Source organism: Phocaeicola sp. ICN-14070 (genome assembly GCF_037892625.1).
Taxonomy (GTDB): Bacteria; Bacteroidota; Bacteroidia; order Bacteroidales; family Bacteroidaceae; genus Phocaeicola; species Phocaeicola plebeius.
In genome coordinates this window covers 1-13762 of the sequence record NZ_JBBKBF010000078.1, presented here as the reverse complement: position 1 = coordinate 13762, position 13762 = coordinate 1, and the positions used below count along the sequence as shown (strand labels likewise).

General features: G+C 50.7%; 16 protein-coding genes. All 16 read left to right on the top strand.

Annotated features, from left to right (window positions below; translation table 11 throughout):
* Positions 1–511, top strand: a 511-nt coding sequence (locus WKT20_RS16010) for a TraG/VirB4 family ATPase (protein ID WP_340417698.1), incomplete at its 5' end; no start/stop codon positions are given.
* A gap of 220 nt (positions 512–731) precedes the next feature.
* On the top strand, positions 732–3272 hold the full coding sequence (locus WKT20_RS16005; protein ID WP_005816117.1) for a hypothetical protein: 2541 nt from the start codon (positions 732–734) through the stop codon (positions 3270–3272).
* 14 nt (positions 3273–3286) lie between these two features.
* Positions 3287–4012: a hypothetical protein gene (locus WKT20_RS16000; RefSeq protein WP_005816118.1), complete on the top strand. Its 726-nt coding sequence runs from the start codon at positions 3287–3289 to the stop codon at positions 4010–4012.
* 27 nt (positions 4013–4039) lie between these two features.
* Positions 4040–4804 (top strand): DUF5045 domain-containing protein, encoded by a 765-nt coding sequence (locus WKT20_RS15995; protein WP_005816119.1) that lies wholly within the window; start codon positions 4040–4042, stop codon positions 4802–4804.
* Positions 4805–4847: 43 nt separating this feature from the next.
* Positions 4848–5678, top strand: a complete 831-nt coding sequence (locus WKT20_RS15990; protein WP_005816120.1) for a phage antirepressor — start codon at positions 4848–4850, stop codon at positions 5676–5678.
* A gap of 15 nt (positions 5679–5693) precedes the next feature.
* Positions 5694–6095: a hypothetical protein gene (locus WKT20_RS15985; RefSeq protein WP_005816121.1), complete on the top strand. Its 402-nt coding sequence runs from the start codon at positions 5694–5696 to the stop codon at positions 6093–6095.
* Positions 6095–7225: a hypothetical protein gene (locus tag WKT20_RS15980; protein WP_005816122.1), complete on the top strand. Its 1131-nt coding sequence runs from the start codon at positions 6095–6097 to the stop codon at positions 7223–7225. The genes WKT20_RS15985 and WKT20_RS15980 overlap by 1 nt, the downstream gene beginning before the upstream one ends.
* 65 nt (positions 7226–7290) lie before the next feature.
* A complete protein-coding gene (locus WKT20_RS15975) occupies positions 7291–7692 on the top strand; it encodes a hypothetical protein (RefSeq protein WP_005816123.1) in 402 nt (133 codons plus the stop codon).
* Positions 7693–7695: 3 nt separating this feature from the next.
* A complete protein-coding gene (traK, locus tag WKT20_RS15970; protein WP_005816126.1) occupies positions 7696–8310 on the top strand; it encodes a conjugative transposon protein TraK in 615 nt (204 codons plus the stop codon).
* A gap of 12 nt (positions 8311–8322) precedes the next feature.
* The gene (locus WKT20_RS15965; RefSeq protein WP_005816127.1) at positions 8323–8742 is read left to right on the top strand and encodes a hypothetical protein; all 420 of its coding nucleotides are present in this window, start codon (positions 8323–8325) and stop codon (positions 8740–8742) included.
* On the top strand, positions 8726–9868 hold the full coding sequence (gene traM / locus WKT20_RS15960; protein ID WP_005816128.1) for a conjugative transposon protein TraM: 1143 nt from the start codon (positions 8726–8728) through the stop codon (positions 9866–9868). Before WKT20_RS15965 ends, traM begins: the two co-directional genes overlap by 17 nt.
* A 69-nt stretch (positions 9869–9937) precedes the next feature.
* Positions 9938–10783: a conjugative transposon protein TraN gene (gene traN, locus WKT20_RS15955; RefSeq protein ID WP_005816133.1), complete on the top strand. Its 846-nt coding sequence runs from the start codon at positions 9938–9940 to the stop codon at positions 10781–10783.
* A gap of 71 nt (positions 10784–10854) precedes the next feature.
* Entirely contained in the window at positions 10855–11328 is a 474-nt protein-coding gene (locus WKT20_RS15950; RefSeq protein WP_425285375.1) for a hypothetical protein, read from the top strand.
* A gap of 8 nt (positions 11329–11336) precedes the next feature.
* Entirely contained in the window at positions 11337–11990 is a 654-nt protein-coding gene (locus WKT20_RS15945) for a hypothetical protein (RefSeq protein WP_005816136.1), read from the top strand.
* Between the two features lie 66 nt (positions 11991–12056).
* Positions 12057–12965 carry a fimbrillin family protein gene (locus WKT20_RS15940; protein WP_005816138.1) on the top strand — a complete coding sequence of 303 codons (909 nt, stop codon included), beginning with the start codon at positions 12057–12059 and terminating at the stop codon, positions 12963–12965.
* 80 nt (positions 12966–13045) lie between these two features.
* On the top strand, positions 13046–13762 hold a 717-nt coding region (locus WKT20_RS15935; protein WP_340417697.1), incomplete at its 3' end, for a YWFCY domain-containing protein.

Here is a 13762-nt window from a genome sequence, read left to right as displayed (position 1 = left end):
AGCCCGAAAGTTCTGGGCGAGCGTGGGCGTAGTGACACAGGAGATACAGGACATCATCGGCAGTCCCATCGTGAAGGAAGCCATCATCAACAACTCCGACGTGGTGATGCTGCTCGACCAAAGCAAATTTCGTGAGCGATTCGACGAGATCAAGGCGATATTAGGATTGACGGATGTGGATTGCAAGAAGATATTCACTGTCAACCGCTTGGATAACAAGGAGGGAAGAAGTTTCTTCCGTGAGGTGTTTATCCGACGTGGATCGACGAGCGGAGTGTATGGTGTGGAGGAGCCGCACGAGTGCTATATGACCTACACCACCGAGCGAGCTGAGAAGGAGGCATTGAAACTCTATAAGCATGAACTGAAGTGCAGACATCAGGAGGCTATCGAGCGGTATTGCAGAGATTGGGATGCCAGTGGCATCGGGAAGTCGTTGGCATTTGCGCAGAAGGTCAATGAGGCGGGGCATGTGCTCAATTTGACGGACGATGGAGCCACTCGCCGCTGACACGGCGAGCACGGGGGCTGATTGATGGAAACGGAAATCCCGGAATAGACGTAAAGCCCAGATGCCCGAAAGCAAAACTTTCGGGAACGGTGGCTGGGTAGTATTTACGATTAGTAGTAAATACGATTAGTAGTGAATACTACCAATAGTAAATACTACAAGTAGTAAAGTAGTGGAATAGTAGAAACTGAAAGTAGTAAAAACGTAAAGTAGTGAAGCAATGAGACGTTTATACCTTATTATAATATATATGTGTCTTACACTTGTCGTGGGAAGGGTTCATGCGCAGTATTACAGCGTGAACTACGACAAGCAGATCGTTGCCGCCATGGCTGCCGCATTCGGTGCTGGAGCTATGGCAGAGAGCTATTATAACGAGCAGGTGGGCGAAATCTTGAAGCACTACAATGCCGCAGAGGTTGCCACTGCCGGCATCTTCGCTGCCAAGTTCTTGGAGCGCAAGGCATTCACCGACCTCGGCATTTGGAGCAGTAGCACGGAGAACTACTATTACCGCCGCATCCACAATATGGTGGCGAACAAGATTATGCCCAAGATATGGACGGTGGCAGGAATGATGCTGAAAAGTCCGCAGACCGCCCTCTACTGGGGCAGTTACCTGATGAAGATATGCGCCGACACAAAGTCGCTGTGTATGCAGTTTGAGAGTGTCGTGACCAACAGTAGCTTGACCTTTGCCGACATTCAGTTCTTGGAAATCAACCAAGAGATAGCCGCCATCCTCAAACTCTCGGAGATAGGCAATGTAGATTGGCAGCAGCTGTTGGATGACATCGCCAGTGTGCCCGGCAACTTCACCGTGGAGAACCTCACCGCCGACATCGAGACGCTTTACAATATGGGAGCATCGTTGGCGACGGCAGGTATCAACGGGGCATCAGGCGCACTCTTGCAGCAGAGTGCCTTCAACGACCTTTTCAATGGCAAGGTGAGTAAAATCATCGACATCTATGACAACTACCATGACCTCTATGAACAGGCAGAGAACGGCATCGGCAGCACACTCCTTAGTCTGGTGGGTGGCGAGGACAACGTGGCAGCCCTCTTCGACCTCTCCAACTACAACATCACCTCGTGGATGACAGACTATCTGAGCGAGACGCAGGGCAACTACTATACACAGCGTTGGTACATTGCCCGACGAGACCAAGGCAGCGTAAGCCTCTGTGACTACTATCCGCCGACCGATGACAACAGTATTCTGAACGGTGACCATTGGTATCGTATCAACACCTCCGACCCCAACTTCTACCCTAACAGCACGCAGCGAGAGCAGATACTGGCCAACTCGGAGAACCATGCCGGATGGAGCCGCAGCCGTGTGCAGCAGCTCAACGCCCAGAGCGACGGCTTCACCTATACGATGAACTATTGGATGTCGTCGTACATCATCAGCCGTGGCGGCAAGCAGACCAAGAAGGCCTACGCCTACGAGATACACGTTACCAAGAGCTGGAACAACGTGGAAGAGGTGTATGAGGATGTCTTCGACTCCTACAGCATGGACTTGAATACCTTCAAGCGTCAGTTGCAGGCACGTCTCTCGGAGTATAACGACAACGAGGAGGGCTATGTCTATTACATCGGCAGTGACGCACGCCGTTACTATCAAGCCACCGATGCCGCCAAACTGAAGGGCGTGGAGAGCGTGACCATCAGCGTCACCTGTTCGGACGGTGTCACCCTCGGACAGGGCAGCACGCAGTACAAGTGCCGTGAGTGCGGCGGTTCGCTCAATGCCCACAGCAAGGAATGCGCCATGAGGACAAGCGTATCAGAAAATAATCTCGACCTATCGGAACTGGACGAGAAGGAACGTGAGGCGAATAGCAAGATAGCCCTGTTGGAGGCGCAGATAAGCCAGTTGGAGACAGAGAACAGGAACCTGCTCACGCAGATAGCCAATGCCTCTGTGGAGGAAGCCCCTGCCTTGCGGCAGCAACATAATGTCAACAAGACGAAGATAGACAACCTGAAGAAGGAATTGGCGACATGGCAGCAGCAGTTGGCAGACATACAGAATGCCAAGAGCGAGGCGGCTAACGACAATGCCACCTCCACCGATGACTACTACCGCATCCCTGCCATCATGCAGGATGTGAAGTCAGCCTACAATCTCACGTGGCAAGGTGCCGGTTCGTGGAACGGCTACACCTACGTCCGAACTGCCACCATGCCCAACATCAACGGCATTATCACCTTCAAGGCGACACTGTCCATTGCAAGGAAGCCCAAGTACTTCCTTGGCATCAAGATACACCGTGCGATACTGCAAATATCGTGGGAGCTGACCTCGGAATACACCGACACACAGGTGGTGGATGTGCTGACCCTTGACCCGAATGCCTCTGACGAGGAGAAGACGAGGCAGGTGAACAGCCGTATCTCGGAGATAGCCCAGGAGTTCCCGTCGTGCAGCATCACCACAGAATATGCCAAGAGCGAGGCAACCCAGACCGCCGACAATGACGATGTAATACACCTGCTCTGGTCGAGCGACCGTCTGGAGATAGCCCGTGAAGTAGATAGCCGTATCACCAAGATTTACGCCGACTTGGTATCATTAGAAAAAATGATGCACTACAAGCGCAGCATCATTGACGTGCTGAAGGACATTCTTCCTTCAATCGACGCAGACCAAGGTCGCAGAAGGACACTCATTGAAGAGTGCTACGAGCGATGGAGAGAGAATGCAGACCCTAACAGAGGGAATGGTGAAGATAACGAGAACGAAAACTGAGGGAGGAACGGAGAATGAGACATACCATCATCATAGCTCTCCTGCTGATTACCCTCTTCCCCAATACAGCCTTGGCGCAATGGGGATTCGATGCGGTATCGGTGGAAGCATACATCAACGACCACAAGAAGCAGCGCAGCCTCTTGCTGGCACGCAGCACTTTGGAGTACAGCAATCAACTGCTGCATGAATACAGCAGTGAAGAGGTGGGCAAATACAAGGAACTGAATGTGGATTTGGACAAATACACCCGGGCCTTCGACATCATCGATGTGATGTACCAGTCGTTGCGCACGGTGCTGAACGTGAAGAGCACCTACCAGACGGTGAGCGACCGCATCAGTGACTACAAGAACCTGTTGGAGGACTTCAATGATAAGGTCATCAAGCGGAAACACATCGAACTGGCTGACACGATGCTCATCAGCATCAACAAGAAAGCCATCGACAACATATACAACGAAGGAAGCCAACTCTACCATAGCGTCAACGACCTCGTGTTGTATGCCACAGGAGCGGCAGCCTGTTCAACTTCCGACCTGCTGATGGTGTTGGACAATATCAACAATTCGTTGGACCTGATAGAAAAACATCTGAACCAAGCCTACTTCCAGACATGGCGGTATGTGCAGCTGCGCATGGGCTATTGGAAGGAGAAGGTGTATCGGACGAGGACGAAGGAAGAGATACTGGAAGATGCCTTCAGCCGATGGAAAGTGGCAGGAAAACTTGACTATTGACGGATTGTAAACAAAAGAAGAACGGACATGAAGAAGACAATGATACTCATCATGGCGGTAGCAACCACCATCAAAGCCACAGCCCAGAGCGTGACCTACAACCACGACTCCTCCAAGCAGAACCAGATAACGGTGATGGAGACAGGTGGCGGTTCTCTCACCCCTGAGTTCTATTATTGGCTGTTACATAACAACTATAAGAAGACAGCGGCAGAGAAGAACAAGTTAGGTTTCCGCACTCTTGCCGGCATCAACCTCTACAACCAAGTAGATGATGCGGAGAAGATAGACTCTGCCCTCACCAAGCGTGCTGAGGTGGAAGCCTTGAACGTAGCCGACCGACAGATAGACCTCGCCTGGCTTGCCGAAAGCAGCAAGATCAACGGTCAGTTGGACAAGATGAAGGCGAACATAGACCATATCATCCCTACAGGAGGCACCATCAACGACAAGCGTCGGTGGGAGGAACTGTACAATATGTACCAGTGTGCCGTGAAAGCCACCAAGGATGCCTATATGCCCAATGCACAGAGAAAGCGGCAGTATCTTAGCATCTATGCCGACCTGACGACACAGAACGAGACACTACTGAAATACCTTGTGCAGCTCAACACCCAAAGCCAGACTACCGCCCTCTTGGCAGCCACCAACGACCGTGTAGTACATAAAGGCAGCATCATCAGCGATGCCAAGAGCCGTTGGCAGGAAAACATGAAGGGCGTGAGGAGCTCGACAGGCACTGACGGCGATGATGCCAACAGCGGTGAGGGTGAAGAAAGTGTGAACAGATAGAAATAAGGGAAGAGAAGAAATAATCACAAAACAGCATAGAGATATGAACGATATTCAGATTTTCAACAACGAGGAATTTGGAGCAGTCCGAACCACAGGAACACCAGAGCAACCCTTGTTCTGTTTGGCTGATGTGGCAAGAGTTCTTGGACTAAAAACCAGCAAGTTGGTACAACGACTTTCGGATGATGTACTTTCAAAGTACCCCATCTCGGATAGTCTTGGAAGAGAACAGGTTACAAACTTTATCAATGAAGACGGACTGTATGATGTCATCCTTGACAGTCGCAAACCCGAAGCCAAACGTTTCCGCAAGTGGGTGACATCGGAGGTGCTCCCCTCTATCCGCAAGCATGGTGCCTATATGACACAGCAGACCATCGAGAAGGCATTGGCAGAGCCAGACTTCCTGATACGGTTAGCAGTCAATCTGAAGGAAGAACGACAAAAGCGTCTGCTTGTCGAACAGGAGTGTGAACACCAAAGGACACGCATCGTTGAGTTGGGATCCAAGGTGGATGACCTGCAACAGGAGGTGACGGAGATGAAGGACAAGGTGAGTTACCTTGACATCATCCTTGCCACGAAGAGCAGTGTCCTGGTCACACAGATAGCACAGGACTATGGCGAGTCGTCCATCCGCTTCAACCGACGTCTGAAGGAGATGAACATCCAGTATCAGCGTGGCAAGCAGTGGATTCTGTATGCCGACTACAAGGACTGCGGTTATGTGACCAGCGAGACCTACCTCATTAAACACAAGGACGGTACGGAGGATGTGCGCATGAACACCAAATGGACACAGAAAGGTCGCCGCTTCCTCTATGAGAAACTGAAGAGCGTGGGAGTCATTCCTGTTATCGAAAGAACATAAAATAAAGAAATAGCTATGGAATCAATATCAAAAATACAGTTACGTCTCTATGCCGCCAAGAGGAAAAACGGCAAGTGGCAGTTGGAGATGTCAAGGATGCCGAAGCGAATCAGCGTTATCGGCAGGACACCCATCGTTGATGAGCATTATATGCCATCTGATTTAGAGGTAGTTTCAATGTCAAAGCTTCACAAATATGTCGGAAGTTACTACGGCAAGATTGTGAAGACCCTCAAAGAGGAAGGCATCATCACCAAGGAATATGGAATGTGGAAACTGCGTGAAGACCTTCAGGACAAGGGCATTGCGGTATATGTCACAGGCAGGATGCGCTGCTTCTACCACTTCTATCTGTCATGGACACCGAAAGGCATAGAGTTTATCAAAGAGATTATCAACAATAGAACCAGGCACTGATGGCAGACAACATACTCAGCGATTTCGGCATCAACATCCTCGAAGAGGAGATTGACGATGTGATATTCCAGACCAACGAGTTCCTGACCGATGCCACCTTCACAGGCTCACAAGGGCCGTTCTGGTGGATCCTCCAAATGTGTATGGCATTGGCGGCACTGTTCTCTATCATCGTGGCGGCAAGCATGGCCTACAAGATGATGGTGAAGAACGAACCGTTGGACGTGATGAAACTGTTCAAGCCCTTGGTGGTGAGCATCATCCTCTGTTGGTGGTACCCACCTGCTGACACAGGCATGACCAACAGCGGCAGCAGCTGGTGCGTATTGGATTTTCTATCCTATATTCCCAATTGCATCGGCAGTTACACCCACGACCTCTATGAGGCAGAGGCGACCCAAATTTCCGACAAGTTTGAGGAGGTGCAGCAGTTGGTATATGTCAGGGACTCGATGTACACTGACCTCCAGGCACAGGCAGACGTGGCGCATAAGGGCACATCAGACCCCAACCTGATAGAGGCGACGATGGAGCAGACGGGCGTGGACGAAGTGACCAACATGGAGAAGGATGCCAGCAAACTGTGGTTCACCTCACTGACGGCAGGGGCCGTGGTGGGCATCGACAAGATAGTGATGCTGATAGCCCTGATCGTGTTCCGCATCGGTTGGTGGGCGACGATATACTGTCAGCAGATATTGCTCGGAATGCTCACTATATTCGGTCCAATACAATGGGCATTTTCGTTGCTGCCCAAGTGGGAAGGAGCGTGGGCGAAGTGGCTAACCCGTTATTTGACAGTTCATTTCTACGGAGCCATGCTCTACTTCGTCGGTTTCTACGTCCTGTTGCTGTTTGATATTGTGCTCTGCATACAGGTAGAGAACCTGACGGCCATCACCGCCAGTGAGCAGACGATGGCAGCCTATCTGCAAAACTCGTTCTTCTCGGCAGGCTATCTGATGGCAGCGAGCATCGTGGCGTTGAAATGCCTGAACCTCGTGCCCGACCTTGCGGCATGGATGATACCAGAGGGCGACACCGCCTTCTCAACCCGAAACTTCGGCGAGGGCGTGGCACAACAAGCCAAGATGACGGCTACGGGAACCATGGCGACCGTGATGAGATAACATGTGAGTGTGCGGTGAGTCACCGCACCTCCTATTGAAACAAATAAAAGTAACCATCAAGAAAAATGAAAGCAAAAAATGAAATTGAGCGTTGGCTCAAAGATGAGAAATTCATGGCGTTTGCCAACAAGCGTGCAAAGGAAGAGTTTTTCAATTCCGAAAACAACTACATCGACCCACAGTATGAGGAGATGGCAGAAGGCTTTGAGGATAACGACGAGTATGTAGTGCCTATGGTAGATTACCTGAGTTATCGCTTGCATCGTGCCAAAATCTACAGAAATCGACGGAGACGTGAACGTGACATCTGGTGGGTGTGGATCCAACTGAAATACGAAGGCATCTACGTAGAGGCTTGCATCAAGTATTACGCCAAACTGGTGGAAGAAGTTGAGAAGGACATATACACCATCCTGCACCGTGAATATGTGAGAATGAAGAGAAATCAGACCTCAAACAAGCAGTAACGTATGGTAATCAAGAACTTAGAAAACAAAATCAAGCTGGTGGGCATCATCTGCTCTGCGTTCCTCATGGGCTGCATCATCATCTCGGTGTCGAGCATCTGGACGGCGCGCTGCATGGTGACGGACGCGCAGCAAAAGGTGTATGTATTGGACGGCAACGTGCCCATACTGGTGAACCGCACCACGATGGAGGAAACGCTGGATGTGGAGGCAAAGAGCCATATCGAGATGTTCCACCATTACTTCTTTACGCTTGCTCCCGATGACAAGTACATCCGCTATTCGATGGAGAAGGCGATGTATTTGGTCGATGAAACTGGTTTGGCGCAGTACAATACGCTGAAGGAAAAGGGCTTTTACAACAATATCATGGGTACGAGTGCCGTGTTCAGCATCTTTTGCGACAGCATCAAGTTCAACAAGGAGAAGATGGAGTTCACCTACTACGGTAGGCAAAGGATAGAGCGAAGGAGCAATATTCTGATGCGTGAATTGGTGACGGCGGGACAGGTGAAGCGCGTGCCGAGGACGGAGAACAATCCTCATGGACTGCTCATCACGAACTGGAGAACCTTGCTCAACAAGGATATTGAGCAGAAGTCGAAGTCAAACTTCTAATATCCTAGCGGTATGAGTGTAAAAGGAATCAGACGGATGCTTGTGGGCGAGGATATGCCCGACAAGAACGACCCCAAGTACAAGAAGCGGTATGAGAAGGAGGTGGCGGCAGGGCGCAAGTTTGCCAAGACCGCGAGGATAGACCGTGCGGCGGCTAAGGTGCAAGGCTTTGCCAATGCCCACAAGACGCTGTTTCTCGTCATCGTCTTCGGCTTTGTCGCCACGTGCTTCGGCATCAACATCTACAGGATGGTGCGGTATTACGGTCATCGGACGGAGGCTGCAAGTGCCATCGAGCGGCAGGAAGGGCGCATGAAGCAGATGATGAATGCAGCCCATTGCATCACTCCTCCCGTGACGCATCGAACCAACGAGGAGAATCGAGACAAGTCAGTAACATCAAAATCAGACAGCGATGAGAATAACAGATAAGATAAACTTCCGTCAGCCGAAGTACATGCTGCCAGCCATCGTGTACATCCCGTTGATTGCCACAGGCTATTTTGTCTTTGACATGTTCAATACGGAGGTGGCGGAAACGCAGGACAAGAACCTGCAGACCACCGAGTTTCTGAACCCCAACCTGCCCGGAGCGCAGATTAAGAATGGTGACGGCATCGGTGGCAAGTATGAGAACATGGCGAAGTCGTATGGTCGCATAGCAGACTATTCGGCTGTTGATAACATTGAGCGTGACAACGAAGAAGAGAAAGAAGCGTATGAATCCAAGTACACAGAAGAAGACCTTGCGGAACTCGTCCGTCAGGCAGAAGAGAAGGACGATGCAGCCGAAGTGGCCGATGCCAAGGCGCGAGAAGCGGAAGCACTCGAAGCACTCAACAAGGCACTCGCCGAAGCGAGGCTGAGAGGACAGGCGGCAGTTGCCCCCGTGGCCCAGGATACCACACAGGCTGGGCCTCCCAAGGAGCAGATTGAGGTGAAAGGTCAGATTGCCGAGGACAGCAAGGCGGTGAAGGCACTGGACGAGGAGGACAAGGCACAGGAGGTGGTGAAGAAGGTGAAGGTGACTTCGGACTATTTCAACACCCTGACGCAGAACGAGCATGAGCCAAAGCTCATCAAGGCCATCATTGACGAGGACGTGAAGGCTACGGACGGGTCGAGGGTGCGGCTGAGACTGTTGGACGATATTGAGATTGGTGAGACCGTGGTGAAGAAAGGGTCGTACCTCTATGCCACCATGAGCGGTTTCGGTTCGCAGCGAGTGAAGGGTAGCATCAACTCCATCCTTGTGGATGACGAGCTGATAAAGGTTTCGCTTTCGCTTTATGACACGGACGGACTGGAGGGACTGTATGTCCCCGGCAGCCAGTTCCGTGAGACCACGAAAGATGTGGCGAGCGGTGCTATGCAGAGCAACATGAACATCGACCAGAGTGGAGCGAACAACAGTTTCTCGCAATGGGGAATGCAAGCCGTGACCAATGCCTACCAGAAGACAAGCAATGCCATCAGCAAGGCTATCAAGAAGAACAAAGTGAAGCTGAAGTATGGGACGTTTGTTTACCTTGTAAATGGGAAAGAGAAAAGGAAATAGACACTGCCCGACAACGGAATTGTCGGGAACGGTGGCTCATAGAGTATAAACATCAAAAAATCAACTAATATGAATTGTTTTCAGAAAATGAATGTCTGTGCATTGCTTTCGCTGAGCGTGCTTTCAGCCAAGGCGCAGACCACCTACATGGAGATGGAGCAGCTGACGGTCAACGACCAAGTGACCACCGTCATCACCGCCTCCGAACCCATCCGCTTTGTCGATATATCCACAGACAAGGTGGTGGGCGACCAACCCATCAACAACACCATCCGCCTGAAGCCGAAGGACAACGTGTATGCCGACGGTGAGGTGTTGGCGATAGTGACAATCGTGACGGAACGCTACCGCACGCAGTATGCACTGCTCTATACCACGAGGATGCAGGAGGCAGTAACCGATAAGGAAATAGAATGCTCGGAGCGCAATGCCTACAACAATCCCGCTGTAAGCCTGTCCACTGCCGACATGACCAAGTATGCACGTCAGATATGGTCATCGTCTGCCAAATACCGCAACGTGGCGACGAAGATGCACCGCATGGTAATGCGCCTGAACAACATCTACAGCGTGGGCGAATATTTCTTCATCGACTTCTCCGTGGAGAACAAGACCAACATCCGCTTCGACATCGACGAGATGCGCATCAAACTATCGGACAAGAAGCAGAGCAAGGCTACCAATGCGCAGATAGTGGAACTGACCCCATCTCTTGTGTTGGACGATGCGAAGACCTTCAAGTATGGCTATCGCAACGTGATTGTGGTGAAGAAGATGACCTTCCCCAACGACAAGGTGCTGACCATCGAGCTGTCGGAAAAACAGATAAGTGGACGCACCATCTCGCTCAGCATCGACTATGAGGATGTGCTGTCTGCCGATTCGTTTAACCATATACTGTTGGAGGAGGAATAATGAGAATTAGGAATGAGGAATTAGGAGTGAGGAATTGGCTTGTGCATACCTTACTCGTTGTCATCTGTTTTATGGCAAGCATGACTCCGGCAATGGCGCAGCAGAATAGCGACCGCATATCCTTGGGGTTCGGATGCCTGTATGAGCGAGGACTGGACGTGACGCTGTCCTACGAGTATGAGACGAAGTACCACAATGCGTGGGAGTATTTTGCAAACGGATATATCAAGTGGAACGAGTGCGCATCGTGCGGTCATGTCTGTCCTGAGAGTTTTTGGAACAACTACCGCAGTTATGGTTTCGGCTTTGCCTATAAGCCCTGTGTGGCAAGAGGACGCAACCACCATGGCAACATGCGCATAGGAGCATCGGCAGGTAGCGATACTGACAGGTTCTTGGGTGGCATCCACCTCGGCTATGAGCAAAACTATACACTCAGACACGGCTGGAAGCTCTTCTGGCAGGTGAAGACCGATGTGATGATCAAGGGTGAAGACCTGTTCAGAACGGGTATTGTCCTGGGTGTGAAACTTCCTGTAAAATGACTATGCGTATGAAGAAACTGTTTTCAATCTTGGCAGTTGCGGCAACGGTGTTGCTGACTGCCTGTGACGAGCATCAGGACTTTCCCGACACAGCCATGAAGGTCACCCATATCTTGACCACTGACGGCAAGGTGATGCCCTACGAAACCTACGAGCAATCGTGCAAGCAAGCCATTGCAGTGGTGTTCAACGTCAATCAGAGGGAAGAAATGGAGGGAAACGGATATGCCGTCTATCTGTGGGACATCGCTCCCGAAGCCTTTGCTGACAGTATCGGTGTGGAACAGGACACATCCTGTGACCTCACCGCCTACGACGGCAACAAGAACACTTTTGCCCTTTATGGCACGACCGATGTGAAGTCGCCTTTGGCTGAGCGTGTCTTCGACATGTGGCGTTACGGGCAAAGTGCCTATATCCCCAGTGTGGCACAGATGCGTCTGCTCTATCATGCCAAGGACATCATCAACCCATACATCCTGAAATGCGGCGGCACACCTATCCCCGATGAGGATGATGACTGTTGGTATTGGACTTCAACGGAGGTAGAAGGACAAGCGACCGCCAAGGCATGGCTTTACTCACTGGGAAGCGGTGCCATACAGGAGACTCCCAAGTGGCAGCCGCATAAGGCGAGACCCATCATCACGATTATGGATTAGCCCATATACAGACATCGAGTATCACCCGTATCATCATCAAAGTACAACAATTAAAAAAGAAAAAGCATGAAAAAGAATTTGTTTCTAATGTTGGGACTTGGAGCCATGCTCCTCACGTCCTGTGACCAAGACATCGTCAATGAGATTTACCTGCCCGGTGGCGGAGGTTCTGTGGTCGTGACCGACAGCACATCAACCAAGCAGCTTCAGGTATTCACCAATCTGGAGATGCTGCAACCTGCCGTTTCCACACGAGCCGTTGACAACCAGTGGGAACTCAATGATATGATTGGCATCTCTTCCACAGGGATGATCAACAATATGAAGTTCACCCGAAGCGGCGGCACGAATCAGTTTGTGTCAGCCAACAAGGTGTTTTTCACGGACACAGACACTCACACCTTCAATGCCTACTATCCCTATACGGCAAATCCTACCAACGACCTCATAGAGTTCCAAGTGCCGGAGGCAGCTGTACAGAGTGAGCAGAAGGTCAATGATTTTCTGTTTGCCAGTGGAGCGGCATCATACGCCAATCCGAGCCTTACATTGAACTTCACCCATCAGATGGTGCGTGTCATCATCAAGGTCTATACCTCACCAGAATACGGTTTCACCACCAATGATTTTGCAGGAAGCCTACTCACGTTCGTCGGTTATTTTGACAGCGGTACTTTCAACATCAAGACCGGAAAGGTAGAATGCAGTGACGAGTCGGTGACGACCTATTATTTCGGCGACCCACAAAGTGACCACATGGAATATACGCTTTATGTTCCTGCACAGGTTATGCCAGACATGACATTGCAACTCAGCAATGGGGAGAACTTCGTATTCCTCACAAACGACACGTGGAAAGCGGGTCATTCCTACAGCTATTCATTGAAGCCTGTACGCAACACCTTGGAGGTCATATCTGCAACTATTTCTCCGTGGACAGTAGAGTCTGAGAAGACCATCAACGGCTACGAATAAAACTCATAAGAGGATTGGAGGGTGTCCACCGTGGCATCCTTCATCTTTTCTCATTATCACCCAACATCATCGTAAAGTAAATGGAAGAAAGCAAAGAGTTACAGGGTTTTTACAAGATATTCAGGGCGGTGATTTATGTCTCCATCCTGATGGAGTTCTTCGCCTACGCACTGGAGCCGGAGCAGTTGGACTTCTTGGGCGGCGTAGTGACGGATATCCACACTCGCATCAAGCGGTGGATGATTTACCATGACGGCAACCTCGTGTATAGCAAGGTGGCTACGTTCCTGCTGATATGTATCACCTGTGTGGGAACGCGCAACAAGAAGCATCTGGAGTTTGACGCTCGCAGGCAGGTGCTCTATCCGCTGCTGTCGGGAGTGCTGCTGATTGTGCAGTCCGTATGGCTGTTCGGTCATTCGATAATGCCCTGTTTCTATACCCTCCGTTTGAACACTTGGCTCTATATGCTCACTTCCATCGTCGGTGTCGTATTGGTGCATATCGCCCTCGACAATATCTCTAAGTTCCTGAAGGAAGGGCTGCTGAAAGACCGCTTCAACTTCGAGAATGAGAGCTTTGAGCAATGCAGGGAGTTGCAGGAGAACAAGTACAGCGTGAACATCCCTATGCGCTATTATTACAAGGGCAAGTTCCGCAAGGGATGGGTGAACATCGTCAATCCGTTCCGTGGCACATGGGTTGTGGGTACTCCTGGTTCTGGTAAGACCTTCTCCATCATCGAGCCGTTTATCAGGCAGCACAGCGAGAAGGGCTTTGCCATGGTGGTGTACGAC

Excerpts from the sequence above, each read along its gene's own strand:
- traK (WP_005816126.1), top strand. The coding sequence starts at position 7,696 with ATGGTAATCAAGAACTTAGAAAACAAAATCAAGCTGGTGGGCATCATC.
- WKT20_RS15990 (WP_005816120.1), top strand. The coding sequence starts at position 4,848 with ATGAACGATATTCAGATTTTCAACAACGAGGAATTTGGAGCAGTCCGA.
- WKT20_RS15985 (WP_005816121.1), top strand. The coding sequence starts at position 5,694 with ATGGAATCAATATCAAAAATACAGTTACGTCTCTATGCCGCCAAGAGG.
- traN (WP_005816133.1), top strand. The coding sequence starts at position 9,938 with ATGAATTGTTTTCAGAAAATGAATGTCTGTGCATTGCTTTCGCTGAGC.
- WKT20_RS16005 (WP_005816117.1), top strand. The coding sequence starts at position 732 with ATGAGACGTTTATACCTTATTATAATATATATGTGTCTTACACTTGTC.
- WKT20_RS15980 (WP_005816122.1), top strand. The coding sequence starts at position 6,095 with ATGGCAGACAACATACTCAGCGATTTCGGCATCAACATCCTCGAAGAG.
- WKT20_RS15940 (WP_005816138.1), top strand. The coding sequence starts at position 12,057 with ATGAAAAAGAATTTGTTTCTAATGTTGGGACTTGGAGCCATGCTCCTC.
- WKT20_RS16000 (WP_005816118.1), top strand. The coding sequence starts at position 3,287 with ATGAGACATACCATCATCATAGCTCTCCTGCTGATTACCCTCTTCCCC.
- WKT20_RS15950 (WP_425285375.1), top strand. The coding sequence starts at position 10,855 with ATGGCAAGCATGACTCCGGCAATGGCGCAGCAGAATAGCGACCGCATA.
- traM (WP_005816128.1), top strand. The coding sequence starts at position 8,726 with ATGAGAATAACAGATAAGATAAACTTCCGTCAGCCGAAGTACATGCTG.
- WKT20_RS15945 (WP_005816136.1), top strand. The coding sequence starts at position 11,337 with ATGAAGAAACTGTTTTCAATCTTGGCAGTTGCGGCAACGGTGTTGCTG.
- WKT20_RS15975 (WP_005816123.1), top strand. The coding sequence starts at position 7,291 with ATGAAAGCAAAAAATGAAATTGAGCGTTGGCTCAAAGATGAGAAATTC.
- WKT20_RS15965 (WP_005816127.1), top strand. The coding sequence starts at position 8,323 with ATGAGTGTAAAAGGAATCAGACGGATGCTTGTGGGCGAGGATATGCCC.
- WKT20_RS15995 (WP_005816119.1), top strand. The coding sequence starts at position 4,040 with ATGAAGAAGACAATGATACTCATCATGGCGGTAGCAACCACCATCAAA.